Annotated in this window: 22 protein-coding genes; 9 read left to right on the top strand and 13 right to left on the bottom strand. The window is 65.3% G+C overall.

Translation table 11 applies throughout. The annotated features are described in order from the left end of the window. Window positions 1-181: 181 nt before the first annotated feature. Window positions 182-1,102, bottom strand: coding sequence for a LysR family transcriptional regulator (locus H7U20_RS12335; RefSeq protein WP_199759448.1), 921 nt, complete (start codon window positions 1,100-1,102; stop codon window positions 182-184). A 105-nt stretch (window positions 1,103-1,207) separates the two neighbouring features. On the opposite strand from H7U20_RS12335, the gene H7U20_RS12330 reads away from it, so the two are divergent. After that, entirely contained in the window at window positions 1,208-2,092 is an 885-nt protein-coding gene (locus tag H7U20_RS12330) for an MBL fold metallo-hydrolase (RefSeq protein ID WP_199759447.1), read from the top strand. 150 nt (window positions 2,093-2,242) lie between these two features. Further along, window positions 2,243-4,651, top strand: a complete 2,409-nt coding sequence (locus tag H7U20_RS12325) for a sensor domain-containing protein (RefSeq protein WP_199759446.1) — start codon at window positions 2,243-2,245, stop codon at window positions 4,649-4,651. A 59-nt stretch (window positions 4,652-4,710) separates the two neighbouring features. Here the strand turns inward: H7U20_RS12325 and gltA are convergent, their stop codons facing one another. The 7 genes from gltA to H7U20_RS12290 all read right to left on the bottom strand — a co-directional run bounded on the left by gltA (window position 4,711) and on the right by H7U20_RS12290 (window position 10,905). Then, on the bottom strand, window positions 4,711-6,015 hold the full coding sequence (gltA, locus tag H7U20_RS12320) for a citrate synthase (RefSeq protein WP_199759445.1): 1,305 nt from the start codon (window positions 6,013-6,015) through the stop codon (window positions 4,711-4,713). Between the two features lie 117 nt (window positions 6,016-6,132). Next, the gene (locus tag H7U20_RS12315; protein ID WP_199759444.1) at window positions 6,133-6,414 is read right to left on the bottom strand and encodes an FAD assembly factor SdhE; all 282 of its coding nucleotides are present in this window, start codon (window positions 6,412-6,414) and stop codon (window positions 6,133-6,135) included. 106 nt (window positions 6,415-6,520) lie between these two features. Further along, the gene (locus H7U20_RS12310) at window positions 6,521-7,231 is read right to left on the bottom strand and encodes a succinate dehydrogenase iron-sulfur subunit (protein ID WP_199759443.1); all 711 of its coding nucleotides are present in this window, start codon (window positions 7,229-7,231) and stop codon (window positions 6,521-6,523) included. 10 nt (window positions 7,232-7,241) lie between these two features. Then, a complete protein-coding gene (sdhA, locus tag H7U20_RS12305; protein WP_199759442.1) occupies window positions 7,242-9,020 on the bottom strand; it encodes a succinate dehydrogenase flavoprotein subunit in 1,779 nt (592 codons plus the stop codon). 2 nt (window positions 9,021-9,022) lie between these two features. Beyond that, the gene (sdhD, locus tag H7U20_RS12300) at window positions 9,023-9,388 is read right to left on the bottom strand and encodes a succinate dehydrogenase, hydrophobic membrane anchor protein (RefSeq protein ID WP_199759441.1); all 366 of its coding nucleotides are present in this window, start codon (window positions 9,386-9,388) and stop codon (window positions 9,023-9,025) included. Continuing rightward, a complete protein-coding gene (gene sdhC, locus H7U20_RS12295) occupies window positions 9,388-9,810 on the bottom strand; it encodes a succinate dehydrogenase, cytochrome b556 subunit (RefSeq protein WP_199759440.1) in 423 nt (140 codons plus the stop codon). The genes sdhD and sdhC overlap by 1 nt, the downstream gene beginning before the upstream one ends. 282 nt (window positions 9,811-10,092) lie before the next feature. Continuing rightward, the gene (locus tag H7U20_RS12290) at window positions 10,093-10,905 is read right to left on the bottom strand and encodes a GntR family transcriptional regulator (protein ID WP_199759439.1); all 813 of its coding nucleotides are present in this window, start codon (window positions 10,903-10,905) and stop codon (window positions 10,093-10,095) included. A 385-nt stretch (window positions 10,906-11,290) separates the two neighbouring features. Here H7U20_RS12290 and H7U20_RS12285 point away from each other — a divergent pair, with 385 nt between their 5' ends. The 5 genes from H7U20_RS12285 to H7U20_RS12265 all read left to right on the top strand — a co-directional run bounded on the left by H7U20_RS12285 (window position 11,291) and on the right by H7U20_RS12265 (window position 18,360). Then, window positions 11,291-12,280: a malate dehydrogenase gene (locus tag H7U20_RS12285; protein ID WP_199759438.1), complete on the top strand. Its 990-nt coding sequence runs from the start codon at window positions 11,291-11,293 to the stop codon at window positions 12,278-12,280. Window positions 12,281-12,460: 180 nt separating this feature from the next. After that, window positions 12,461-13,465, top strand: a complete 1,005-nt coding sequence (locus tag H7U20_RS12280) for an HpcH/HpaI aldolase/citrate lyase family protein (protein WP_199759437.1) — start codon at window positions 12,461-12,463, stop codon at window positions 13,463-13,465. Continuing rightward, complete coding sequence (locus tag H7U20_RS12275; protein WP_199759456.1) at window positions 13,465-13,956, top strand: hypothetical protein; 492 nt, start codon at window positions 13,465-13,467, stop codon at window positions 13,954-13,956. The genes H7U20_RS12280 and H7U20_RS12275 overlap by 1 nt, the downstream gene beginning before the upstream one ends. 90 nt (window positions 13,957-14,046) lie before the next feature. Then, window positions 14,047-16,758, top strand: a complete 2,712-nt coding sequence (acnA, locus tag H7U20_RS12270) for an aconitate hydratase AcnA (protein ID WP_199759436.1) — start codon at window positions 14,047-14,049, stop codon at window positions 16,756-16,758. Between the two features lie 333 nt (window positions 16,759-17,091). After that, complete coding sequence (locus H7U20_RS12265) at window positions 17,092-18,360, top strand: DUF2863 family protein (RefSeq protein ID WP_199759435.1); 1,269 nt, start codon at window positions 17,092-17,094, stop codon at window positions 18,358-18,360. A 550-nt stretch (window positions 18,361-18,910) separates the two neighbouring features. Here the strand turns inward: H7U20_RS12265 and H7U20_RS12260 are convergent. The 3 genes from H7U20_RS12260 to H7U20_RS12250 are packed head-to-tail and all read right to left on the bottom strand — an operon-like array spanning window position 18,911 to window position 20,840. Then, complete coding sequence (locus H7U20_RS12260) at window positions 18,911-19,222, bottom strand: hypothetical protein (protein WP_199759434.1); 312 nt, start codon at window positions 19,220-19,222, stop codon at window positions 18,911-18,913. Between the two features lie 29 nt (window positions 19,223-19,251). Further along, window positions 19,252-19,716, bottom strand: coding sequence for a CYTH domain-containing protein (locus H7U20_RS12255; protein ID WP_199759433.1), 465 nt, complete (start codon window positions 19,714-19,716; stop codon window positions 19,252-19,254). 2 nt (window positions 19,717-19,718) lie between these two features. Continuing rightward, window positions 19,719-20,840: a M14 family metallopeptidase gene (locus H7U20_RS12250; protein WP_199759432.1), complete on the bottom strand. Its 1,122-nt coding sequence runs from the start codon at window positions 20,838-20,840 to the stop codon at window positions 19,719-19,721. A gap of 29 nt (window positions 20,841-20,869) precedes the next feature. On the opposite strand from H7U20_RS12250, the gene H7U20_RS12245 reads away from it, so the two are divergent. Continuing rightward, window positions 20,870-21,178 (top strand): hypothetical protein, encoded by a 309-nt coding sequence (locus H7U20_RS12245; protein WP_199759431.1) that lies wholly within the window; start codon window positions 20,870-20,872, stop codon window positions 21,176-21,178. Window positions 21,179-21,203: 25 nt separating this feature from the next. On the opposite strand, the gene H7U20_RS12240 is transcribed toward H7U20_RS12245, so the two are convergent. Continuing rightward, the gene (locus tag H7U20_RS12240) at window positions 21,204-22,703 is read right to left on the bottom strand and encodes an acetyl-CoA hydrolase/transferase family protein (protein WP_199759430.1); all 1,500 of its coding nucleotides are present in this window, start codon (window positions 22,701-22,703) and stop codon (window positions 21,204-21,206) included. A gap of 114 nt (window positions 22,704-22,817) precedes the next feature. Here H7U20_RS12240 and H7U20_RS12235 point away from each other — a divergent pair, with 114 nt between their 5' ends. Further along, window positions 22,818-23,708 carry a LysR substrate-binding domain-containing protein gene (locus tag H7U20_RS12235; protein ID WP_199759429.1) on the top strand — a complete coding sequence of 297 codons (891 nt, stop codon included), beginning with the start codon at window positions 22,818-22,820 and terminating at the stop codon, window positions 23,706-23,708. A 359-nt stretch (window positions 23,709-24,067) separates the two neighbouring features. On the opposite strand, the gene H7U20_RS12230 is transcribed toward H7U20_RS12235, so the two are convergent. Continuing rightward, a complete protein-coding gene (locus tag H7U20_RS12230; protein WP_233410713.1) occupies window positions 24,068-25,168 on the bottom strand; it encodes a patatin-like phospholipase family protein in 1,101 nt (366 codons plus the stop codon). Between the last annotated feature and the right edge of the window lie 119 nt (window positions 25,169-25,287).

Here is a 25,287-nt window from a genome sequence, read left to right as displayed (position 1 = left end):
AGGATAGCACGCGGTATTGTATCCCAACAACCAATTGTGCGAACACATTGCACCGATAATTGTTTTGCCGAGGCCGCCAGCAGGCGCGCTTTCAGCGTCAATATTGGCATGGATTCAATGAATCGTGCGCCGCCCCCCACACCGCCCCATACCACCCCATACCACCCCCTATCACCTCCCATCACCCGCCCGCCCCGCCGCTGTGCGCCAGCCAGCTCGGATGGCCGGCGAACCAGGCCAGCAGATGGTCGAGCATGGCGCGCAGCGCCGGCGGCAGGTGCTGGCGCGAGGTGTAGATGCCGTAAATGCCCATCTGCTGCGGCAGGTGGTCGGGCAGCAGCGCGACCAGCCGGCCGCCGGCGATCAGCGGCGCCGCCGAGTACAGCGGCTGCAGCGAGACGCCGGCGCCCTCCACCGTCGCCGCCAGCAGCACCAAATCTTCGTTGGCCGACAGGTTGCCGCTGACCGGCACCGACAAGCTCTCGCCGGCATGGCTGAACTGCCACAGGCTCTTGCCGAAATAGCTATACGTCAGGCAATTGTGGCCGGCCAGGTCCGCGGCCCGCAGCGGCGTGCCGCGCGCCGCCAGGTAGGCCGGCGCGGCGCAGACCACCGAGGCGCAGTTGCCCAGCTGGCGGGCGATCAGGTTCGGCTCCAGCGCGTTGGTGATGCGCAGCGCCAGGTCGATGCGCTGCTCGACCAGGTTGACGGCGCGGTTGTTGACCTGCAAGTCGATCGAGGTGTGCGGGTAGCGCCGCAGATAGTCGCTGACGGCGCCGGCCAGCGCCGCCTGCGCCAGCGACTGCGAACAGGTGATGCGCAGCAGGCCGCGCGGCGTGTCGGCTTCGTCGCTGGGGCCGACCTCGATGGCGTCGGCCAGTTCGAGCATGGCGCGGCAGCGCGCCAGGGTGCGCTCGCCGGCGTCGGTCAGGCTGAGGCGGCGCGTGCTGCGGTGCAGCAGGCGGGCCCCGGCCCAGTCCTCCATCTGCGCCAGATAGCGCGTCACCATGGCGCGCGACATGTCGAGGGCGTCGGCGGCGGCGATCATGCTGCCGCGCTCGGCGATGGCGACAAACACCTGGGCGGAAGTGATGCGGTCCATGATTCATCCGATCCATGCAATTAACTTGGTCGGATTATCCCCTTTTTCTATCGGATTAAGAAATTTAAGATACGTCCATACCAACCTCATGCGAAAGAAAACATCATGTTCAAGCACACCATCCTGTCCGCCGCCCTGGCCGCCACCTCCACCCTGGGCATGCTGCCGGCCTCGGCCGCCGGCGCCGCGCCGCTGACGCTGGAAGTCTTCAACCCGGGCGAAGCGGCGATCTTCCCGGTCGCCTCGGTGCTGGTCAGCGGCAAGAAGGACGCGGTGCTGATCGACGCCCAGTTCTCCCGCGGCGAAGCGCAGAAGCTGGTCGAACTGATACGCGCCGGCGGCAAGCGCCTGACCACCGTCTACGTCAGCCATGGCGACCCGGACTTCTACTTCGGCCTGGACGTCATCCAGGCCGCCTTCCCCGAGGCGCAGATCGTCGCCACCGCGCACACCGTCGCGGCGATGGAGAAGAAGGCCAAGGCCAAGGTCGGCTACTGGGGGCCGATCCTGAAGGACAACGCGCCGCAGGGCATCGTCATGCCGCAGGTGTTGCGGGGCGACACCATCAAGCTGGAAGGCCAGAGCCTGAAGATCGCCAGCCAGCACGGCGTGCCGGTCGAGCGCAGCTATGTGTGGATTCCGTCGATCAAGGCGGTGGTCGGCGGCGTGGTGCTGTTCAACGACCTGCACGTCTGGACCGCCGACACGCAAACGCCCGCGTCGCGCCAGCAGTGGCTGGGCACGCTGAAAGAGATTCAAGCGCTCAAGCCGAGCACCGTGGTGCCGGGCCACTTCAAGGTCGGCAGCCCGCTGACGGTCGACAGCATCGCCTTCACCCGCGACTATCTGCTGCGCTTTGAACTGGAAAGCGCCAAGGCCGCCGACTCGGCCGAACTGATCGCCAGCATGAAGACGCTCTACCCCGGCGTCGGCCTGGCCGGCGCGCTGGACACCAGCGCCAAGGTCGCCAAGGGCGAGATCAAGTGGTAACTCCCGACGCCCGCCCGGCGGGCGCTTGGTTCAAGCGGAAAAGCTGAGCCAAAGTCAAACCAGGGCGGCGCCAACAGGGAACGGGCGCCGCCGGCGCATGTCTATCCTATTGCGCCCGGATGCGGGCGTAGGCATGTACCGGGGGAGAACATGATGAACGACATGAAGGACCAGGACGAGGCGGCAGTCGCCAGCAATCCCGCCTTTTTGGTCAGCTCGACGGGCAAGATCGCCACCTGGAACTCGACTTGCAGGAGCATGCTCGGCTATACCGAGCAGGAGATCCTGCACCACCCTTTGAACGATCTGATCATCGCGGCCGACCGCGCCGCCGTGGCGGCCCATCTGGAGCAGGCCCTGCCGCAGCCGCTGGAAGTCGACCTGAGCCTGCGCCAGGCCGACTACGGCGAGATCGCCTCGCGGCTCACCCTGCTGCCGCAGTTCGGCAAGTCCGGCCGCCTGATCGGCTATGTCGCCCTGATCATCCGCGACGGCCACATCGAACGCATGGGGCTGGCCGACGAGGTCGGCAACATCCCGCTCAAATCGATGATGAACCTGATCGCCGGTCCCTTCCTGATCAGCAACGCCGACGGCCGCTTCGTGCTGTGGAACGAGAGCATGGCGGCGGCCACCGGCAAGGACGCCGAGCAACTGGGCGGCATGCATCTGACCGACCTGTTCCGCGCCGAGGAATGGCTGCGCCTGCAGCCCGACCTCGAGCAGGTGATGGCGCACGGCGTGCGGCTGTGCGTCGAAACACAAATCCGCAGCCGGGGCGGCTGCGCGGTGCCCCACCTGGTCAGCGCCATGCGCCTGGCCTACGGCGGCAAGCACTACCTGTGCGCGATGGGCTTCGACATCAGCGAGCGCCGCCGCGAACAGCGCAGCCTGCTGGTGCGCGACCGCGCCCTGCACGCGGTCAGCAACGGCATCGTCATCTGCCGCAGCGACGGCCGGGACAGCCCCATCGAGTACGTCAACCCGGCCTTCGAGCGCATCACCGGCTTCAGCGCCGCCGAGTCGCTGGGCCGCGACCCGCGCTTCATGGCGGCGCCCGGCCTCGACGACGACGAGCGGCACCGCCTGCGCGCCGCCATCGACGCGCGCCTGGAAATCAACGTGGTGTTCCGCAACCTGCGCAAGGACGGCGAGCTGTTCTGGAACGACCTGAGCATCACCCCGGTGCGCGACGAGCAGGGCGAGGTGAGCCATTTCATCGGCCTGGTCAACGACGTCACCGCCCTCAAGCAGCGCACCGCCCACCTCGAACACGAGGTCAACCACGACCCGCTGACCGGACTGGCCAACCGCAACCTGTTGTGGGACCGGCTCGAACAGGCCCTGCAGACGGCGCAGCGCAACAAGTCGCTGGTGGCCACCATCCTGCTCGACCTGAACAAATTCAAGTGCATCAACGACACCATGGGCCACGAGGTCGGCGACGAGGTGCTGAAGGTGGTCGCCAAGCGCCTGCAGGCCTCGGTGCGGGCGACCGACACGGTGGCCCGCCTGAGCGGCGACGAGTTCGTGCTGGTGCTGGCCGACCAGCCCTCGCTGCGCTTCGCGCTGCGCATGATCGAGCGGGTGCGCGGCGACCTGAGCAAGCCGATCCAGTACAACGACAAGGAGATCCCCGTCTGCGGCGCGATCGGCGTCAGCGTCTACCCGCACGACGGCCTCAACGCCTACGACCTGGTGCGCGCGGCCGACACCGCCATGTACCACTCCAAGGAGGCCGGCAAGGGCGACGTCCACTTCTTCTCCGTCGACATGAAGTCCAGCACCGACGCCAAGCGCGCGCTGGAGGCCGAGATGCGCGAGGCGCTGGAGGGCGGGCAACTGTTCCTGCTGTTCCAGCCGCGGCAGAGCCTGAGCACCGCGCGCGTCACCGGCGTCGAGGCGCTGCTGCGCTGGCGCCACCCGCAACAGGGCGTGCTGCTGCCGGCCGCCTTCCTCGGCGACGCCGAGGAGAACGGCATGATCGTGCCCTTCGGCGAATGGGTGCTGCAGCAGGTCTGCCTGATGCTGCTGCGCTTCAAGGCGGCCGGCCGGGTCGACCTGCCCATCACCATCAACAGCTCCTACCGCGAGTTTTGCCGGGGCAATTACATCAGCCATATCGCCGCCAAGCTCGACGAGTTCCAACTGGCCCCGGCCAGCCTCGAACTCGACATCCGCGAGGAGACCCTGCTGCGCAATCCCCACCTGAACAAGCCGGTGCTCGAGCAGATCCGCCAGCTCGGCGTGTCGCTGGCGATCGACGACTTCGGCGCCGGCCTGTCCAACCTGCGTTATCTGCAGGAGCTGCCGATGCAGCGCCTGAAGATCTCGCGCGGCTCGGTCGGCAGCATCTGTCCGGTCACCAACACCGGCGACCTGGCGCGCACCCTGATCGGCATCGGCCGCTCGCTGCACCTGCCGGTGGTGGCCGAGGGCGTCGAGAGCCTGTCGCAGCAAAACTTCCTGCGCCAGAACGGCTGCGATGAAATGCAGGGCAACTTCTTCCGCGAGCCGATGACGGAGGCCGAGCTGCGGCTGATGCTGGAAATGGCCTGAGCCGCCCATAAAAAAAACGGGCCGCGGCCCGTTTTTTGTTGTCGCCGCGAAAAGCCCGCTTACGCGCGCTTGTCCAGCGGCAGCACGTCGCGCGTGGTCGAGCCGACGAACAGCTGACGCGGACGGCCGATCTTTTGTTCCGGATCGGAGATCATCTCGTTCCATTGGGCGATCCAGCCGATGGTGCGGGCCATGGCGAAGATACCGGTGAACAGCGAGACCGGGATGCCCAGCGCCGACTGCACGATGCCCGAGTAGAAGTCGACGTTCGGATACAGCTTGCGCGAGACGAAGTATTCGTCGTTCAGCGCGATCTTTTCCAGTTCCATCGCCAGTTTGAACAATGGGTCGTCGTGCAGGCCCAGTTCGTTCAGCACTTCGTGGCAGGTTTCACGCATCAGCTTGGCGCGCGGGTCGAAGTTCTTGTAGACGCGGTGACCGAAGCCCATCAGCTTGACGCCGGAGTTTTTGTCCTTGACCTTGGCGATGAACTCGGGGATCTTGTCGACCGTGCCGATTTCCTTCAGCATGTTCAATGCCGCCTCGTTGGCGCCGCCGTGGGCGGGGCCCCACAGGCAGGCGATGCCGGCGGCGATGCAGGCGAACGGGTTGGCGCCGGACGAACCGGACAGGCGCACCGTCGAGGTCGAAGCGTTTTGCTCGTGGTCGGCGTGCAGGATCAGGATGCGGTCCAGCGCGCGCACCAGCACGTCGTTGACCTTGTACTCTTCGCACGGGTTGCCGAACATCATGCGCATGAAGTTGGCGCTGTACGACAGGTCGTTGCGCGGGTAGACGAAGGGCTGGCCGATCGAGTACTTGTACGACATGGCGACCAGGGTCGGCATCTTGGCGATCAGGCGGATCGCCGACACTTCGCGGTGGTGCGGGTCGTTGATGTCGAGCGAGTCGTGGTAGAACGAGGCCAGCGCGCCGACCGTGCCGACCAGCACCGACATCGGGTGGGCGTCGCGGCGGAAGCCACGGAAGAAGAACTGCATCTGCTCGTGCACCATGGTGTGGTTGGTGACGGTGTCGACGAACTTTTCCTTCTGCGCGGCGTTCGGCAGTTCGCCGTTCAGCAGCAGGTAGCACGATTCCATGAAGTCGGCGTTGACGGCCAACTGCTCGATCGGGTAACCGCGATACAGCAACTCGCCCTTGTCGCCGTCGATGTAGGTGATCGACGAGTTGCACGCCGCCGTGGACATGAAGCCCGGGTCGTAGGTGAACTTGCCGGTGCCGGCGTACAGTTTGCGGATGTCGATGACGTCCGGACCGACGGTGCCTTGGTAGATCGGGAATTCAATCGATGGGCTGCCATCGGAGAACGACAGTGTGGCTTTGTTATCAGAGGTGTTCATGGACTCTTCCTTCTTGGAGAGATGCGACAAATAAAAAAAAGGCAAAAAATTCTGGACATGCTGCCCTTCGGCGGTGGACGCGGCGCGAACGCGTCGCCCGGCCGCCGGGGCGGGCATTCATGCCTGGCGCAGTCTTTGCAGCAGTGCTTGCACGTGCGGCAGATCGACCTCGCCCTCCGGCTCTTTACGAGCCAGCAGCAGATCCATCAGCGTATTGTCCGACAAATCGAGGAGCCGCGTGAAAGCGTCGACTTCTTCGTCGGTCAATTCAGTTTCATGCGCATCGAGGAAACGGCTCAGGATGATATCGTTTTCCAGCAGTCCGCGGCGGGCGCGCCAGCGCAGGCGCGCGCGGTTGGCCGGGTCGGACTGGTGCGCAAGGGTGTTCTGTTCTGTCATGTCGAGCTACTTTGTTCTGCGCGCCGCCAGCCGGAGCGGCGGCGGCGCGAGTGGCGGGCGGCGACGCCGCCGCCCGCTGGGCGCCGTGATGACGGCGCCGCCGCGCTTAGATCGCGCGACGTACCATCAGTTCCTTGATCTTGCCGATCGCCTTGTTCGGGTTCAAACCCTTGGGGCAAACGTCGACGCAATTCATGATCGAGTGGCAACGGAACAGGCGGTACGGATCCTCCAGGTTGTCCAACCGCGCGCCGGTGGCCTCGTCGCGCGAATCGGCGATGAAGCGGTAGGCTTGCAGCAGGCCGGCCGGACCGACGAACTTGTCCGGATTCCACCAGAACGAGGGGCAGGACGTCGAGCAGCAGGCGCACAGGATGCACTCGTACAGGCCGTCGAGCTCCTCGCGCTCGACCGGGCTTTGCAGGCGCTCCTTCTCCGGGCGGATCGAATCGTTGATCAGGTAGGGCTTGATCGAATCGTACTGCTTGAAGAACTGGGTCATGTCGACGATCAGGTCGCGGATCACCGGCAGGCCGGCCAGCGGACGCAACACGATGGGCTCGGTCAGCTCGTTCAGGTTGGTGGTGCAGGCCAGGCCGTTCTTGCCGTTGATGTTCATCGCGTCCGAACCGCACACGCCTTCGCGGCAGGAGCGGCGCAGCGACAGCGAATCGTCGACGTCGGACTTGATGCGCTGCAGCGCGTCGAGCAGCATCTTGTCGGTGTCCTTCAGTTCGACGGTGACGTCCTGCATGTACGGCTTGGCATCCTGGTCGGGATCGTAGCGGTAGATTTTGAGTTTGATAGTGCGTGCCATGTTCTGACCTTTAGAAAGTACGTGGTTTCGGCTTGAAGGTGTCGACCGTCAGCGGCTTGGTGACCACCGCCTTGTAGTCGAGGCGGTTGCCTTCGGAGAACCACAGGGTATGCTTCATCCAGTTGTCGTCGTCGCGGTTGGGGAAATCGCTGTGGGCGTGGGCGCCGCGCGATTCCTTGCGCGCCACCGCCGAGGTGATGGTCGCCTTGGCCGTTTCGATCAGGTTGTCCAACTCCAGCGCTTCGACGCGCGCGGTGTTGAAGACCATGGATTTGTCCTTGTACGCGACGTGCTTGCGGCGCTCGTCGAGCTTCATGATTTCGCTGTAGCCCTGCTTGAGCAGCTCGTCGGTGCGGAACACGCCGCAGAATTTCTGCATCGTGGCGCGGATGTCGTTGGCGACGCCCTGCACGGTTTCGCTGCCGGTCGAGGTTTCCAGCTTGTTCAGGCGGCCCATGGCGAACTCGGACGCGTCCTTCGGCAGCGGCTTGTTTTCCTTCTGCTTCAGGTTCGAGGCGACCACGTGGTTGCCGGCGGCGCGGCCGAAGACCAGCAGGTCGAGCAGCGAGTTGGTGCCCAGGCGGTTGGCGCCGTGCACCGAGACGCAGGCGCATTCGCCGATCGCGTACAGGCCGTTGACCACCTTCTGGCCGCCGTCGGCGCCGGGGGCGACGACCTGGCCGTGGATGTTGGTCGGAATGCCGCCCATCTGGTAGTGGATGGTCGGCACGACGGGAATCGGTTCCTTGGTGGCGTCGACGTTGGCGAACTTGTGGCCGATTTCCAGGATCGACGGCAGACGCTTTTGGATGGTGTCGGCGCCGATGTGGCGCAGGTCCAGCATGACGTGGTCCTTGTTCGGACCGCAGCCGCGGCCTTCCTTGATTTCCTGGTCCATCGAACGCGAGACGAAGTCGCGCGGCGCCAGATCCTTCAGGGTCGGCGCGTAACGTTCCATGAAACGCTCGCCTTCGCTGTTGATCAGGATGCCGCCCTCGCCGCGCACGCCCTCGGTGATGAGCACGCCCGCGCCGGCCACGCCGGTCGGGTGGAACTGCCAGAATTCCATGTCCTGCAGCGGCAGGCCGGCGCGCGCCGCCATGCCCATGCCGTCGCCGGTGTTGATGAAGGCGTTGGTCGAGGCGGCGAAGATGCGGCCGGCGCCGCCGGTGGCGAAAATGGTGGTCTTGGCTTCCAGGATCATGCATTCGCCGGTTTCCATCTCCAGCGCGACCACGCCGACGACGTCGCCTTCGGCGTCGCGGATGATGTCGATCGCCATCCATTCGACGAAGAACTGGGTGCGGGCGCGCACGTTGCGCTGGTACAGGGTGTGCAGCAGGGCGTGGCCGGTGCGGTCGGCGGCGGCGCAGGCGCGCTGCACGGCTTTTTCACCGAAGTTGGCGGTGTGGCCGCCGAACGGACGCTGGTAGATGGTGCCGTCGGGGTTGCGGTCGAACGGCATGCCGAAGTGTTCCAGCTCGTAGACCACCTTCGGCGCTTCGCGGCACATGAACTCGATGGCGTCCTGGTCGCCCAGATAGTCGCCGCCCTTGACGGTGTCGAACATGTGCCAGAACCAGTTGTCCTCGGCCATGTTGCCCAGCGACGCGCCGATGCCGCCCTGCGCCGCCACGGTGTGCGAGCGGGTCGGGAAGACTTTCGACAGCACCGCCACGTTCAAACCGGCTTCGGCCAGTTGCAGGGATGCGCGCATGCCGGAACCGCCGGCGCCGACGATGACCGCGTCAAAGCGGCGGGTGGGAATTGCAGATTTGATAGCTGCCACGATTAAACACTCCAGAGAATTTGCACTGCGTAGAACGCGCAAGCGATCAGCCACAGCATGGTGGCAATTTGCAGGGTCAGACGCAGACCGACGGACTTGACGTAATCCATCCAGATGTCGCGCACACCTACCCAGGCGTGGTAGAACAGGCCGAACAGGGTGACGGCGCTGAACAATTTGAACCATTGCTGGGCGAACAGGCCGGCCCAGCCTTCATACGTGAAGTTGTTTCCGGTGAGAAAAGCGGCCAGCAGGACGACGGTGTAGGCCACCATCAGCACGCCGGTGATGCGTTGCGCCAGCCAGTCGCGCAGGCCGTAGTGGGCGCCCACCACCAGGCGTTTTGGGCCGATATTATTATTAGCCATCAGAACACTCCAAACAATTTGAGGGCGACCAGTGCGGTCAGAGCCAGGCTCAACACCAGCACGCTGGCGGCCGATTTACGCGCCGAATCCTTGTCCAGACCGTAGTGCAGGTCCATGAACAGGTGGCGCACGCCGGCGCAGAAATGCTGCATGTAGCCCCAGACCAGCGCCAGGATCACCAGCTTGCACAGCGGGTGGGAGGCGATGCCCTGGAAATAGGCGAAGGAGATTTCCGAACGGATCGAAAGTTCCAGCATATACAACACCACTGGCAACAAGGCAAACATCATGAAGCCGCTGACGCGGTGCAGGATGGATACGATGCCGGCTAAGGGCAAGCGGTAATTCGACAATTCCGTGACATGAATATTCCGAAATTCCGGCCGCTCTTTTTTTGGTACTTCCCTTACGGCTTCAGACATAACAAGACCTCCCTTAAGCTTTAACAAATATTGAGACTGCGATTTTCGCCTATTTTCACAGTTCAGACCAATATCTATCGTTACATATAACGAAAATAGTGTTTTGCAACACTCGGCGCGCGCTACTTTCTGTAGTTCAACGTATATTCAGCACAACAACACTTTACAAAACAACAAGTCAGCGCTGCGGACGATGTGCCGCGCCGGCGCTGCGCGCCGGCGGTCTCTTTTTCTGTCGCGGTGCCGGCGCCGGCCCCGCTTCGATGTATTTCATGTCGATGCTTAATTCAGATCGTTTTGGTAATGGTGGCGCTCGGTCGAATACAGGCCGCGGCGCAGCTCGACCGGCTTGTCGCCGTAGGTGAACGAGACGCGCTCGGAGCACAGCAGCGGCGTGCCCTCGGCCAGCTGCAGCAGCGCGGCGGCGCCGGCGTCGGCGCAGACGGCGCGGATCTTCTCGGCGGCGCGGATCATGCGGGTGCCGAATTCGGATTCGAACAGGCCGTACATCGGCCCCTTGTACTCGACCAGGCGCTCGGCGGTCAGGCCCTTGAAGGTCAGGCCGGGCAGCCACAGCTCCTCGACGATGGTCGGCACGCCGTCGAAGTACTGCACCCGCTTGATGAAGATGACGGCGTCGCCGGATTTGAGGTCGAGCAGGCGCGCCACGTCGGCCGGCGCGCGCATGCGCTTGACCTCGATGAAGCGGCTTTCCGGATAGTGCGGCACGCCCTCGTCGGGCATCAGGCGCAGGAAGCGGAAGTGGGCGCGCGCCTCGTGGTGGGTCGAGACGAAGGTGCCCTTGCCCTGGCGCCGCATGACCAGGTTCTCGGCGGCCAGCTCGTCGATCGCCTTGCGCACCGTGCCCTGGCTGACCTTGAAGCGGTTGGCCAGCTCGACCTCGCTGGGGATCAGCTCGCCCGGCTTCCACTCGCCCGACTGCAGGCTCTGCGTGATGAGCGCCTTGATTTGCTGGTACAGTGGGGAGAAGGTTGGCGAGCTCGACGGGCCTGCGGCCGCCGTGGTCGGACCGACCGCCGCGCCGGTGGCGGCGGCGGCGGGATTCTGGCTCGGGTTGGGCGGGACGGGATTCATAGGGCGAGATTTCAACACAAAAGCCCCTTCCCGTCCAGCGAAATGACTTCTAACTTATCTGTCTTATATAAGACATAAGATACGATTGACAGATGGTTTCAAGGAGCCTACACTCGCCAACCATGCGGTTTCCGGCATGGCGGCGCGGCCGCCAGGAGCAAGAAAAGCATAGTCCCTGTCGCAACAAAGGTCAACGCAATGCATCCGCCGCCGGCCGCCGCGCCGGCGCCGGCCCCGGCCGGACGGCGCGGCCGGCGCGCAAACGCCTGGGCGCGGGCGCGAATATCGGCCCGACTAGGCCGCCGGTTTTGGTATCATTACTGTTTTCCCGAATAAGCGTAGGCCCAGCTTCAAGACGTTTTTATTCCCACTTTGGAGATTCATCATGGCTAAAACCCCAATGCGTGTTGCCGTCACCGGCGCCGCCGGTCAGATCGGCTATTCCCTGCTGTTCCGCATCGCCAACGGCGACATGCTCGGCAAAGACCAGCCGGTCATCCTGCAACTGCTGGAAATCAACGACGAACGCGCCCAGAAGGCCCTCAAGGGCGTCATGATGGAAATCGACGACTGCGCCTTCCCGCTGCTGGCCGGCATGAGCGCACACGCCGATCCGCTGACCGCCTTCAAAGACGCCGACGTCGCCCTGCTGGTCGGCGCCCGTCCACGCGGCCCCGGCATGGAACGCAAGGACCTGCTGGAAGCCAACGCGCAGATCTTCACTGTGCAAGGCAAGGCGCTCGACGCCGTCGCCTCGCGCAACGTCAAAGTGCTGGTGGTCGGCAACCCGGCCAACACCAACGCCTACATCGCGATGAAATCGGCGCCTTCGCTGCCGGCCAAGAACTTCACCGCCATGCTGCGCCTGGACCACAACCGCGCCGCCTCGCAAATCGCCGCCAAAACCGGCAAGCCGGTCGCCTCGATCGAAAAACTGTTCGTCTGGGGCAACCACTCGCCGACCATGTACGCCGACTACCGCTACGCGGAAATCGACGGCCAGTCGGTCAAGACCATGATCAACGACGACGCCTGGAACAAAGACACCTTCCTGCCGACCGTCGGCAAGCGCGGCGGCGCCATCATCGAAGCGCGCGGCCTGTCGTCGGCGGCGTCGGCGGCCAACGCCGCCATCGACCACGTGCATGACTGGGTGCTCGGCACCGGCGGCAAGTGGACCACCATGGGCATCCCGTCGGACGGCTCCTACGGTATTCCGGAAGGCGTGATGTTCGGCTTCCCGGTGACCACCGAAAACGGCGAATACAAGATCGTCCAGGGCCTGAGCGTCGACGCCTTCTCGCAAGAGCGCATCAACATCACGTTGAACGAGCTGCTGGAAGAGCAAAACGGCGTGAAACACCTGCTGGGCTAATCCACCAGCGACGTGGAACCGGTCAAGCCACCGATCCGCCGCACCCGCCGCGCCGCCGAGAGCAGCGCGGCGGAGTCGCATGCAGCCGTCCCCGCGGCGACTCCGGCCGGCCCGGCCGGCGCCATCCCCCCGGCCGCAGCCGCGACCGCCGCAACAACCGCAACACCGAGCCCATCCCGCATGCATCCATCCGAGGTTTTATTCCAGGGCAATCGCCAGCCGCTGTTGCTGCCGGCCTGCGACCACTACGCCGGCACCGAAAAGCCGATGCGTAAATCGATCGCCTTGCAACAAGAGCTTGGTCCCCTGTTCGACATCACCCTCGACTGCGAGGACGGCGCCAGCGCCGGCAACGAGGAGGCCCACGCCCGCCTGGTGGCCGAACTGGTCGCCTCGCCCGACAACAAGTTCTCGCGCATCGGCGCGCGCGTGCACGACGTCGCCAGCCCGCACTTCGCCAGCGACGTCGCCATCATCTGCGGCGCCGCCGCCAAACTGGCCTACATCGTGCTGCCCAAGGTGCACAGCGCCGCCGAGGTGGTCGCGGCGATCGCCCTGATCAACCGCCACGCGCTGGCCGCCGGCCGCGCCGACCTGCCGGTGCACGTGCTGATCGAGACCCACGGCGCGCTGCGCGAGGCCTACGCCATCGCCGCCCTGCCCCAGGTCGAATGCCTGTCGTTCGGCATCATGGACTTCGTCTCGGCGCACTACGGCGCGATCCCCGGCAACGCCATGCGCACGCCGGGCCAGTTCAGCCACCCGCTGGTGGTGCGCGCCAAGCTGGAGATCGCCGCCGCCTGCCACGCCCACGGCAAGGTGCCCTCGCACAACGTGACGACCGAGATCAAGGACACCGCCGTGGCCGCCAACGACGCCCAGCGCGCCGCCGCCGAGTTCGGCTTCACGCGGATGTGGAGCATCCATCCGAACCAGATCAAGCCGGTCATCAAGGCCTTCACGCCGCGCCTGTCCGAGGTCAACGAGGCGGCCACCGTCCTGCACGAGGGACAGCAGGCGCGGTGGGGGCCGATCGCGCAGAACGGCCGCTTGCACGACCGCGCCAGCTACCGATATTATTGGACCGTTTTGCAGCGCGCCAAACTGGCCGGCCTGGCTTTGCCGGAATCGGTCGTCGCGCTCATCAACGGCAGCTCCAACGACCACCCACAGGAAACACAATGATGTCCATCTCCAAACTAGTCCTCGCCTGCAGCCTCGCGCTGGCCGCCCTCACCCTGGCCGCCAGCGCCCAGGCCGAAGTCAAGAAACCGGTCAAGCACAAGAGCGCCAAGCCGGCCAAGGCCGCCGAGGCCAAGAGCGAGTCGAAGGAAGCCAACGAGGAGGCCGACGAACCGGCCATCGCCGGCTCCGCCGTCACCGACTTCCACTGCGAACTGGGCAACAAGGTCACCATCTTCAAGAACCTCGACGACGACAACCACATCGCGCTGCGCTGGAAGAAACGCCTGCACCGGCTGACCCGCGTCGGCACCGAGACCGGCGCGCTGCGCTTCGAGAACAAGCTGTACGGCCTGATCTGGATCGGCATCCCGGCCAAGGGCATGCTGCTCGACTCCAAGCTGAACCGCCAGCTGGCCAACGAGTGCCGCAACGCCGAGCAGCTGGCCCCGGTCGGCGCGGCGCCGGCGGCGCCGGCCGACGCCAAACTTTGATGTACCCGGCGCCCGCCGACGGGCGCCGCGCAGCACCGCTACCACCCTGAACATCAATAATTCCAGACGATACCCACTGAAGGAGAGGTCATGTCCCGCAACACTCTGAACACGCTCAAGGATTTCACTATTTCGGCAGGCAAGAAGGGCCAGTTCTACTCGCTGCCGGCGCTGGAGAAAAGCCTGGGCCTGAAGGTCTCGCGCCTGCCGGTGTCGATTCGCCTGGTGCTCGAATCGGTGCTGCGCAACTGCGACGGCAAGAAGGTCACCGAGGAGCACATCAAGCAATTGGCCAGCTGGGCGCCGACCGGCGAGCGCACCGACGAGATCCCCTTCGTGGTGGCGCGCGTGGTGCTGCAGGACTTCACCGGCGTGCCGCTGCTGGCCGACCTGGCGGCGATGCGCAACGTCGCCAACAAGATGGGCATCGACGCCAAGAAGATCGAGCCGCTGGTGCCGGTCGACCTGGTGGTCGACCACTCGGTGACCATCGACCACTTCCGCGAAAAGGGCGCGCTGGACCTGAACATGAAGCTGGAATTCTCGCGCAACAACGAGCGCTACCAGTTCATGAAATGGGGCATGCAGGCCTTCGACACCTTCGGCGTGGTGCCGCCGGGCTTCGGCATCGTCCACCAGGTCAACCTGGAATACCTGGCGCGCGGCGTGCACAAGGCGGCCGACGGCGTCTACTTCCCCGACACCCTGGTCGGCACCGACTCGCACACCACCATGATCAACGGCATCGGCGTGGTCGGCTGGGGCGTCGGCGGCATCGAGGCCGAAGCCGGCATGCTGGGCCAGCCGGTCTACTTCCTGACCCCGGACGTGATCGGCGTCAACCTGACCGGCGTGCTGCGCGAAGGCTGCACCGCGACCGACCTGGTGCTGACCATCACCGAACTGCTGCGCAAGGAAAAAGTCGTCGGCAAGTTCGTCGAGTTCTTCGGCGAAGGCACCGAGACGCTGTCGCTGACCGACCGCGCCACCATCGCCAACATGGCGCCGGAATACGGCGCCACCATGGGCTTCTTCCCGGTCGACGACGCCACCATCGAATACTTCGAGGGCACCGGCCGCAGCAAGGCGGAAATCGACGCCTTCGCCAGCTACTTCAAGGCGCAGGGCCTGTACGGCGTGCCGCAAGCCGGCGACATCGATTACACCCGCGTGGTCGAACTCAACCTGACCAGCGTGACGCCGTCGCTGGCCGGCCCCAAGCGGCCGCAGGACCGCATCGAAATCGGCAACGTGAAAAACAACTTCACCGAACTGTTCTCGAAACCGACCACCGACAACGGCTTCAACAAAAAAGCCGAGGACCTGAACCGCACCTACACCACCAGCAACGGCGTCGACGTGAAGAACGGCGACGTGCTGATCGCCGCCATCACCTCCTGCACCAACACCTCGAATCCGAGCGTGCTGCTGGCCGCCGGCCTGCTGGCCAAGAAAGCCGTCGAAGCCGGCCTGAGCGTGGCGCCGCACATCAAGACCTCGCTGGCGCCCGGCTCGCGGGTGGTCACCGAGTACCTGACCGCCGCCGGCCTGCTGCCCTACCTGGAGCAACTCGGCTTCGGCGTCACCGCCTACGGCTGCACCACCTGCATCGGCAACGCCGGCGACCTGACGCCGGAACTCAACGCGGCCATCAGCAACAACGACATCGTCGCCTCGGCCGTGCTGTCGGGCAACCGCAACTTCGAAGCGCGGATCCACCCGAACATCCGCTCCAACTTCCTCGCCTCGCCGCCGTTGGTGGTGGCCTACGCCATCGCCGGCAACATGACCGTCGACCTGATGACGCAACCGGTCGGCAAGGGCAAGAACGGCCAGGACGTCTACCTGGGCGACATCTGGCCGACCTCGAAGGAGATCGCCAAGCTGATGAAGTTCGCCATGAACTCGAAAGTGTTCAAGGCCAACTACGCCGACGTCAAGGGCAACCCGGGCAAGCTGTGGGAGGACGTCTCGTCGACCGAGGGCCAGGTCTACAACTGGCCGGCCTCGACCTACATCGCCGAGCCGCCGTTCTTCGACGGCTTCACGATGGAACCGAAGGCCGCCGCCACCGGCATCCAGGGCGCGCGCGCGCTGGGCGTGTTCGGCGACTCGATCACCACCGACCACATCTCGCCGGCCGGCTCGATCAAGGAAGACGGCCCGGCCGGCCAATGGCTGCTGGCCAACGGCGTGCTGAAGGCGGACTTCAACTCCTACGGCTCGCGGCGCGGCAACCACGAGATCATGATGCGCGGCACCTTCGCCAACGTGCGCATCAAGAACAAGATGATTCCGGCCAAGGCCGACGGTTCGGCGGTCGAGGGCGGCATCACGCTGCACCAGCCGAGCGGCGAACAGCTGTCGATCTACGACGCGGCGATGAAGTATGTCGCCGCGGGCACGCCGACGATGGTGTTCGGCGGCGAGGAGTACGGCACCGGCTCGTCGCGCGACTGGGCCGCCAAGGGCACCCAGCTGCTCGGCGTGAAGGCCGTGATCGTGCGTTCCTTCGAACGCATCCACCGCTCCAACCTGGTCGGCATGGGCGTGCTGCCGCTGCAATTCATCGGCAACGACAGCGTCGAGTCGCTCGGCATCAGCGGCAAGGAAGTCTACGACCTGAAGGGCCTGGAGGGCGAGATCAAGCCGCAACAGCTGGCCACGCTGGTGATCCACCGCGCCGACGGTTCCAGCCAGGAAGTCAAGGTGCTGCTGCGCATCGACACGCCGATCGAGGTCGATTACTACAAACACGGCGGCATTCTGCCCTTCGTGCTGCGCCAGCTGCTGGCCGCGTAAGCGTCCGGCGCCGCCCCGCCAGCCCAAAAGCGCCGGACTCGTCCGGCGTTTTTTTTGCCCTCGGCACGCCGTGCAGGCGGCCGGCGGCGGCGCAAACGGCCATCGACGTGCCGCAGTGCGCGCGAATCCACTACAATACGTCACATAAGGCCACTTCGAAAAACTAGCAAATTGTCGTTCCCGCGCAAGCGGGAACCCATACCGAGCCAAGGGGCATGCGGGGTATGGATTCCCGCCTGCGCGGGAATGACGGTTTTTCGAGGTTTCCATAAGGATTATCATTTGCTTGACTGATCCGCTTTTTCCACTTTTACCGAGACTCTTATAGCCGCTATGCGTCGTCCATCCAAAGATTCATCCCATAAATTGTCCGCCGAGAGCCAACGCCTTGTGACCTTCTCCCAAGCCGTCGGGCAAGCGGCCAGCCGCGTCGAAGAGCGGGCCTGGGAGCACAGCCTCGATGCGCAGCTTCAGAAACTCCTCAAGACCGGCCACCAGGACACCATCGACACCACGCTCAACAGCCTGTTCAAGGAAGACTTGAACGCCTACGACGTGCTGATGGACGGGGTCGAGGCGGTCAGCGAATCGACCACCGTCAGCATCGACGTCGACGGCGTGCCGACCCAGTACGACGTGCTGCTGGTGGCCGCGCCCATCCTGGCCTGGACGCGTTTCTCGATCGCCTCCGGCGCCATCCCCGGCGAGCTGTTGAGCACCTTGTCGGCCCACTTCGCCGCCCACCTGCTGGCCGACGGCACGCAGGTGGCCATGTCGCCGGCGCTGTACTCGATCGACCAACTGCCGCGCAGCCACGTCGAAACCTACGCCAAGACCAACAAGCTGGCCCAGGCCGCGCTGAAGGGCACGGCGCTGAAGGCCGACAACAAGGCGCCGGAGACGGCGCCCTTCCTGGCCGACACGCGCTACCTGCTGGCCGCCGTGGTGGCGCCGGCCGGCGGTCCGCTGTTCCGCTGGCAGATGCCGGCCAACCAGGCCAACTTCATCGGCGAGCGCAGCAACGCGCTGGAGCAGTGGCGCAGCCAGGCGACGCCGACGGTGGCGCGCCTGCTGCCCGGCTGCGGCATCGAGCTGCTGCTGCCGGAGGCCTACTACATGGCCTGCCGCGAGGCGGACAAGCTGATCCGTCCGGTGTCGATCCGCGCCGCCGTGCACTACCTGACGCACACCTTGGGCGTCGAGGCGTCCGAATTGCGCGCCGTCATCGCCGGCTTCGGCGAGGAGTCGGCCGACGGCCAGATCGACGAGTACCGCATCGGCTTCACCCAGCGCCAGGCGCCGGACGTGATCTACGGCGTGGTCTGGCCGCTGTACGGCCAGGAGGACGAGGAAGGCACGCCGCCCGAGGGTGGCGTGCAGGGCGGCGCCGACGCCGCGCCGGGCAAGCCGGTCACGCCGGTCGACGAGATCGTCGGCCACCTGAACGAGGCCGGCGTCACCGCCATCAAGAAACACAGCGAGCGCTACGTGGCCGAGTTCTGCGACGACTGCGGCGCGCCGCTGTTCGCCGACCCGGTCGGCGAACTGGCCCACGCCGAAATGCCCGAGGACGCGCCGAGCGGCACCGAGCACTTCCATTAAAGAGAACCTCGAAAAACCGTCATTGCGCATCGGCGGACCGCCGAGCAGGCGGGAATCCATACACTGCGTGCCCATTGGCTCAGCATGGGTTCCCGCCTGCGCGGGAACGACAATTTGGTAGTTTTTCGAAGCGACCTAAACAGCCGCGCTGGCGGTAGTGACAAAGAAAGGCCCCCGTGCATGTGTGAGCGGGGGCTTTTTACTATGTCATGGAAATGTTTTCAGACCTGTCTTCGGCGGCGTCGCGGAAGGCATCCAGAATGGCCGGGACCACGCCGGACGCGCCATGGACATAGGCCATGTGTAGAAAACGCCGATGACCTGCATGACCCTGGCGCTCGCGTCCGCCGGCAGAATGGATACTTTGAACTTGAGATCGAGCTCGGCGTACACGAGTTCCTCATCAACATATGGGACGGGCGCTGGTGGGCGGCATTCTTGAGGAAGGACAAACTTCAATGATCGTATATCACTTGAAATCGCCGCTCTTGGCACATGCCAGCAAGAGGGATCGCCTGCGCATACAAAAACCTCGCCGAAGCGAGGTTTTTTACTTTTGCGGTGCAGGCTGGCTTGATGGCGTGGCAGGCGGCGCGGGCAGATAGATCACAATAGGCGCGATGGACTGCGCCGGCTGAGCGGGCATAGGCGCCGGATGGGGCGCCCTCGCCGCTGTATTCGAAGCGAAATACAAGCCGCTGAAACCGAGGAACATGCCGACCATCGAAGCGAGCATCCACTTGTGCAGCTCGCTCGACATTTTGTACATCTCAACGCGCAGGGACTCAATATCCGCCTTCGTCGCCAAGGTTGGCAGGATGGTATTGAAATGCGTTTCCAACGCGGTTAACCGTTCGTCCATGTCTCCAGCTTAGTACACCTCGCGGCCGACTACCAGAGCGAATACGGCTTGCGGATCAGGTTGGCGTTGAAATAGCGGGCGTCGTCGCTGACCTCGTCGCCGATCCAGTCGGGCCGCTCGAAGAGCTGGTCCTCGCTGCTCAGCTCGATCTCGGCGACGACCAGGCCGTCGTTGGCGCCGAGGAACTCGTCGACCTCCCAGACGTTGCCGGCGAACTCGATGCGGCGGCGGTACTTCTCGATCAGCGGCCGCTCGCACAGGCCGTCGAGCAGCTGCTCGGCGTCGGCCAGCGGAATCGGATACTCCCACTCGCCCCGGCTGGCGCCGACGTTGGCGCCCTTGATGGTCAGCATGGCCTGGCCGTTCTCGATGCGCACGCGCACCACCCGCTCGCGCTGCGACGACAGGTAACCCTGGCGCAGCAGCACCGGCTCGCCCAGGCCCTTCCAGGCGTCGCCGCGCAGCAGGAACTTGCGTTCGATCTCGACGCCCATGCTCAGTCCAGCGACAGCAGGATCGGTTGCAGGATCGCCGCGCCCAGCGCCGCGCTGCGCGCGCCGTTCCAGCCGACGTAGGCGTCGGGCAGGTCGGCGTTGTCCTTGAACGGCATCTCCAGGGTCAGCGACAGGCAGCCGAAGTGGTGGCCGACGTACTTCGAGGCCAGGGTCAGCATGTCTTCCTTGTACTTGCTGGCGGCGTAGCCGTAGGTGTCCTGGAAGTCCGGGCTGGACTGCTTGTAGCGCTCGATGAAGGCCTTCTGGCCGGCCGCCTGCTCGGGCGTGAAGTTGGTCAGCATCTCGTTGCCGGCCACGAAGTTGTACGGCAGCGCCTCGTCGCCGTGGATGTCGAAGAACATGTCGATGCCGGTCTCGTGCATCTTCTGTTTGACGTACAGCACTTCCGGGCTGCGCTCGACGGACGGCGTCATCCACTCGCGGTTCAGGTTGGCGCCGCTGGCGTTGGTGCGCAGGTTGCCGCGCACCGAGCCGTCCGGGTTCATGTTCGGCACGATGTAGAACACGCAGCGCTGCAGCAGCTTGCGGGCGATCGGGTTGGCGTCGTCGAGCAGGGAGTCGAGCAGGCCCTCGACGAACCATTCGGCCATCGACTCGCCGGGGTGCTGGCGGGCGATGATCCAGATTTTCTTCTCCGCTTCCGGCTTGCCGATGACCACCAGGTTGAGGTCGCGGCCGTCGACGGTGCTGCCCAGGTCGAGCACGCGGGCCAGCGGGTTCTCCGCCACCTCGCCCAGCAGGCGCAGGTGGCGTTCGAACGAATACGGCTCGAAGTAGGCGTAGTAGACGCTGTCGAGGTCGGGCGTGTGCTGGATCGTCATCACTTCGCCGTCGAAGCTGGTCGGCACGCGGAACCAGTTCTCGCTGTCGTAGCTGGCGACCGCCTGGTAATCCTCGTAGCCCTTGGCGTAGGTGGCCTGGCCGGCGTTGAGGAAGCGCATGGTGCAAGCCTGGCCGCGCGCGCCCTGCAGGCGGAAGTGGAACCACTGGTGGATGTCGGCGTGCGAATCCTTGCGCAGGTTCAATTCGATGGCGGCGGCGTTGTCGGCGCGCAGCACCTCGATGGCGCCGGAGTCGAAGTTTTGGCTGATTTTGATGGTCATTGCTGGTCCCGTAAGAATGGAGGTTGCCGATGCCGCTATTTTCCGCGTTTTGCGCCGATTCGCAAAGCGCCATACGGTCCAGTTTGCGCCGGCGGCGGAATTTTCAATCGACAAAACGGCAAAAAGCCCGGCATTTCTTCAACGCCGGGCCGGTCTTGAAAAAATCACATCAGCTAGCGGGCCACCAGAAGCGGGGTCAGCAGAAGCGGGGGCAGCAGCAGAAGCGGGGTCAGTGCCGACATTCGGACATTCATGCGCTGAATGTCCGAATGTCGGCACTGACCCCGGCGGCGCTGACCCCGGCGGCGGCTGACCCCGGCGGCGGCTGGCGGCACTGACCCCGGCGTTTTTTTCGACGATTGTTTAGGCGGCGGGTCGCAGCATCGTGCCATCCGTTTTATAGCGGGCGTGCCAGGACAGGGCTTGCTCCAGCACGTGCGGGGTGTGGCCGCCGCCGCGCAGGGCTTCGGCGTAGTAGGCGCGCAGCTGGGGACGGTAGTCGGGGTGGGCGCAGCGTTCGATGATCAGCGGGGCGCGCTCGCGCGGCGCCAGGCCGCGCAGGTCGGCCAGGCCCCATTCGGTGACCAAGACGTCGACGTCGTGCTCGGTGTGGTCGACGTGGCAAACCATCGGCACGACGCTGGAGATGGCGCCGCCTTTGGCCACGGACTTGCTGACGAACAGGGACAGCTGGCCGTTGCGGGCGAAGTCGCCGGAGCCGCCGATGCCGTTCATCATATGGCTGCCGCCGACGTGGGTGGAGTTGACGTTGCCGTAGATGTCGAATTCGAGCGCGGTGTTGAGGGCGATGATGCCGAGCCGGCGCACCACCTCGGGGTGGTTGCTGATCTCTTGCGGGCGCAGCACGATGCGCTGGCGGTATCGTTCCAGGTTGTCGATGAAGTGCCGGTGCATCTTGGCCGACAGGGTGATCGAAGACGCCGAGGCCATGGCCAGCTGGCCGGAGTCGAGCAGTTCGATGGCGCTGTCCTGCAGCACTTCGGAGTACATCGTCATGTTGCGGAACGGCGAGTCGAGCAGGCCGTGCAGCACGGCGTTGGCGATGGTGCCGATGCCGGCCTGCAGCGGCAGCAGCTCGGGCCCCATGCGGCCGGCGTCGACTTCGCCGGCCAGGAAGGCGATGACGTGGCCGGCGATGGCGTCGGTCTCGGCGTCGCCCGGCAAGGCGTTGGACGGGCTGTCCGGGCTGTCGGTGATGACGATGGCGGCGATGCGCGCCGGGTCGACCTGGATCGCCGTCGAACCGATGCGCTGCCAGGCGTTGATCAGGGGGATGGCGCCCCGGCGCGGACGCGGCGCCGGCAGGTAGATGTCGTGCAGGCCTTCCAGCGCCAGCGGCGCGGCGAGGTTGATCTCGACGATCACCGTCTTGGCCTGCAGCACGAAGTTGGCCGAATTGCCAACCGACATGCTCGGCACGATGCCGCCGTCGGCGGTGATGGCCACGGCTTCGATGACGGCGACGTCGATCGCCTTCAGGTCGCCCGAGCGCAGTTGCTCGGCGGTCTCGGACAGGTGCTGGTCGATGAACATCACCTCGCCGCTATTGATTTTGCGGCGCAGCGCGGCGTCGCTCTGGAACGGCAGGCGGCGCGCCACCACGCCGGCCTCGGCCATCAGGCCGTCGCTGTCGTTGCCCAGCGAGGCGCCGGTGATCAGGGTCAGGCGCAGCGGCTCATGGCGGGCCCGTTCGACCAGCGCGGCCGGCAGCGCCTTGGCGTCGCCGGCGCGGGTGAAGCCGCTCATGCCGACGGTCATGCCGTCGGCGAACAGCTTGGCGGCCTGCTCGGCGCTCATCAATTTTTCCATCAAGGCCGGGCGGCGGATGCGGTCTGCGTACATGTGTGCTCCTGATTGTTATACGGATTATGTGAAGCAGTATAAAATTGGCGAATCATTCGTTGTATGACTTAAATTCCCCACTTCCAGTCGTATTTCTCATACATTAGGACAACCATGGACCTGCGCTCGCTGCGCTATTTTGTCGAGACGGTGCGCTTGAGCAGCTTCACCCAGGCGGCCGAGGCGCTGCATGTGACGCAGTCGACCATCAGCAAGATGGTGCGCCAGCTGGAGCAGGAGGTCGGCGCCCAGCTGCTGCTGCGCGAGGGACGCAAGCTGACGCTGACCGACACCGGCCGCGTCGTCTTCGCGCGCGGCGAGGACATGCTGGCCACGCTGCGCCAACTCAACCTGGAGGTGCGCGACACCCAGGCGCGCACGCGCGGCAGCCTGACGGTGGGCATTCCGCCGATGATCAATCTGCTGTTCACGCCGGTGTTGAAGGCCTTCCGCGCGCGCCATCCGCAGATCGCGCTGACGCTGCAGGAGGGCACCGGCCAGGCGATCGAGCGCCAGGTGGCGGCCGGCGAGCTGGAGATCGGCATGACGGTGCTGCCGGTGGCGCCGGAACTGGCATTGGAGACGCTGCGGATCGCCAGCTATCCGCTGTGGGCATTGGCGGCGCCGGGCAGCTTCCGCCAGGGGCAGACCACGCTGCGTTTCAAGGAATTGGCGGCGCTGCCGCTGGTGCTGTTGAAGGATGATTTCGCCTTGACGCGCAGCCTGCGCGCCGCTTTCGCCGCCGCCGGTTTCGCGCCGCAGGTGGCGGCGCAGAGCGGCCAGTGGGACTGGCTGGTGGCGATGGCCTCGGCCGGCATGGGGGTGGCGTTGCTGCCGCAGCCCTTCGTCGACCGGCTGGCGATCGGCCGCATGGACGCGCTGCGCCTGGTCGAGCCGGAGCTGCAGTGGCAGGTGGCGCACGTGTGGAACGGGCGCTACCTGTCGCACGCGGCGCGCGCCTGGCTGGAGGTGTGCCAGGAGGTGCTGGGAACGTCGTTCAACTAGGCGACGACGCGGCCAGCGGCCTTTCTAAGGCCGAGGCCGTGTCCGAATGTCGGCACTGACCCCAATTCCCCTAAGGCCGAGGCCGTGTCCGAATGTCGGCACTGACCCCAATTCCCACGAATGTCGGCACTGACCCCAATTCCGCAATTCCGTGTCCGAATGTCGGCACTGCCCCCAATTCCCACTGCCCCCAATTCCCAATTCCCCGGCGGCGACCAAAACCACCCAACGGCGGGGAGCCGGGGTCAGACCCGCCGGGTCTGACCCCAGATTTGCGCCTGTGGGTCTTCATCCGGCGCTGACCTCGCTGCTTCTGGAATGTCGGCACTGCACCCGCTGCTTATGCCCCGGGGCGCCGCCTACAATGGCGGCAGCTCGTGGATCAGCACGCCCTCGATCGGGTCGACCTCCTGCTCCCACGGCCGCTGGTCGATGAAGCGCCGGGCCTCGGCCTGGCCGGCCTGCCAGCGCTGGCGGATGCCCTGGGCGCTGAAGTCGATGTCCTTGGTGTGGTCCTCGTTGCCCAGGCGGGGCGCCTTCAGCGAGACGATGTGCATCGTCGTGCCGCAGCCCCAGGAGGCCAGTTCGCGCAGCTCGGGCGAGGCGGCCGCCTCGTCGGACAGGTGCAGGCTGAGCTGGCGGATGACGTGGCGCAGCCGGTGCAGCTTGCGCTGCTGCTCGATGTTGCCGGCGCGGCTGGCGTATTGGATCTCCTTGTGCTTGTCGAGCACCTGCAGCACGCTCTGCGGCTCGCTGCCGTCCGGGTTCCACACCTGCACCGAGAAGATCACCGAACTGCGCCGTGGTTCGTCGTCGAGCACCGCCTCGATCGGCGTGTTGGAGTAGATGCCGCCGTCCCAGTAGGGCTCGCCGTCGATGCGCACCGCCGGGAAGGCCGGCGGAATGGCGCCGGAGGCCATCACGTGGGCGGCGTTGAGCGTTTCCTTGCGGCTGTCGAAGTAGCGCATGGCGCCGTTGCGGGCGTTGACGGCGCCCACGGTCAGGCGGGTGTGTTGGGCGTTCAGGTAGTCGAAGTCGACCAGGGTTTGCAAGGTGCTGTGCAGCGGCGCGGTCTGGTAGAAGGAGGCGCGCTCGGCGCCGACGCGGGCGTCGAGGTTCCACCAGGCGGCCAGGTTGGGTTCGAAGAAGGCGGGGATGCCCTGGCCCATCGTCATGGCGTTGGCGAAGGCGCGCGGCATGCCGGCGAAGCCGAGCGGGTTCTGCTCCATGCGTTGCCAGAACTGGCGCAGGCGGTCGAGCCGTAGATCGATGGGGTTGCCGGCGATGATGGCGGCGTTGATGGCGCCGATCGAGGTGCCGATGACCCAATCCGGCTCGATGCCGGCCTCGTGCATGGCCTGGTAGACGCCGAGCTGGTAGGCGCCCAGCGCGCCGCCGCCCTGCAACACCAGGACGACCTGGCCCGACACGGCGGCCTTGCTGCTGATGGTTTTTTTCAAACGACCTCCGCGAAACACAATCTGGCTAGTGGTGGGTTGCTAGCCAGATTGTAGTGCAGTTCCGCGTGGCGCAGGCGAAGGGGCGAAGGCCGGCCAGGCTCGGCCAGGCGCCCTGGTGG

Origin of the sequence: Rugamonas violacea (assembly GCF_016461825.1) — a bacterium.
Classification (GTDB): domain Bacteria; phylum Pseudomonadota; class Gammaproteobacteria; order Burkholderiales; family Burkholderiaceae_D; genus Rugamonas.
The sequence above is the reverse complement of the archived record's forward strand: the minus strand, read 5'-3'. Positions and strand labels throughout refer to the sequence as shown.